This is a genomic window from Roseburia sp. AF42-8 (assembly GCF_003435965.1).
Lineage (GTDB): Bacteria > Bacillota > Clostridia > Lachnospirales > Lachnospiraceae > Roseburia_C > Roseburia_C amylophila.
In genome coordinates this window covers 1-972 of record NZ_QTVB01000131.1, presented here as the reverse complement: position 1 = coordinate 972, position 972 = coordinate 1, and the positions used below count along the sequence as shown (strand labels likewise).

1 protein-coding gene is annotated in these 972 nt (G+C 31.7%); it reads right to left on the bottom strand.

All coding sequences use genetic code 11. From position 1 onward, the window contains the following. Nucleotides 1-26 precede the first annotated feature (26 nt). Nucleotides 27-704: a hypothetical protein gene (locus tag DW059_RS15645; RefSeq protein WP_117699396.1), complete on the bottom strand. Its 678-nt coding sequence runs from the start codon at nt 702-704 to the stop codon at nt 27-29. Nucleotides 705-972 lie beyond the last annotated feature (268 nt).

Here is a 972-nt window from a genome sequence, read left to right as displayed (position 1 = left end):
TTTTCGATTCTTTTTTGTTAATCTCATCATTTTTCTTCCTCACTTTCACTATTCCATTTTTTGCTGTACTTTTTTGCTTCTTTATCATTTATCAACCATCCCAATGATCTAAGAAATTCTATTTTTTCACTATTAGTCTCCCATTTTTTTAGAACAAGTAATTTTCCTTCTTGACGTTCACGCTCTTTGCCATTAAAAAAATTTATAGCCGGTCCTCGTTCATAACATATCGGCATACCATTCTGTATCATTACAAAAACAGCCGAGCCTCTAGCTGTAACTACTCTATCACCTACCATACCATCAAAATTTCCTTTATTCAATTTGAATAATAATTTCTTTTCTTCCTCCGTTATTTCGTTTCGTCTTTCACATACTAAACCAATTTCCTTATGATTTTTCGCCTTATAGCTGGAACTATTCAAAACCTCCTCTTCTATCACTTCTTGAAATTTTTTTATACAAGAATTTTGTGCTTCACTCTCTTTCACTTCATTTTTCCTACAATACCTAATGCCAACTATCATCCCTATAACACCTCCCAAGGCAGCCACCAATAGCGTTTTTTCTTTCCATACAGAAATTGCTTTTTCTACTTCTGCCTTTCCAATACTTTGATATAATTTTTCTCTACTCCCACCTGCTTTCTGTAAATCAATTCTTACTTTGTTATAGTCTCCTAAATTTTGAATTTGATTGCTCATTATTTGTTTCTCCTTAACTTTTTAAATTAGTCTCCGATTTGCTCCTGCATTTTTTCTACTATTACTATCTCTTAATAACAAAAAAGTCCGATTTGCTCCTGCATTTTTTCTACTATTACTATCTCTTAATAACAAAAAAGCTTCCTCCTTTCCTCAGTCAGAAAAGAGCAAGCAAAACTATCACATATTTAGGTACAAAAATAACACCTTAACTGTTCATGATAACTCTTTCTGATACTGATTAGGTACTAAAATAAACTTTTAATAT

Excerpts from the sequence above, each read along its gene's own strand:
- DW059_RS15645 (WP_117699396.1), bottom strand. The coding sequence starts at position 704 with ATGAGCAATCAAATTCAAAATTTAGGAGACTATAACAAAGTAAGAATT.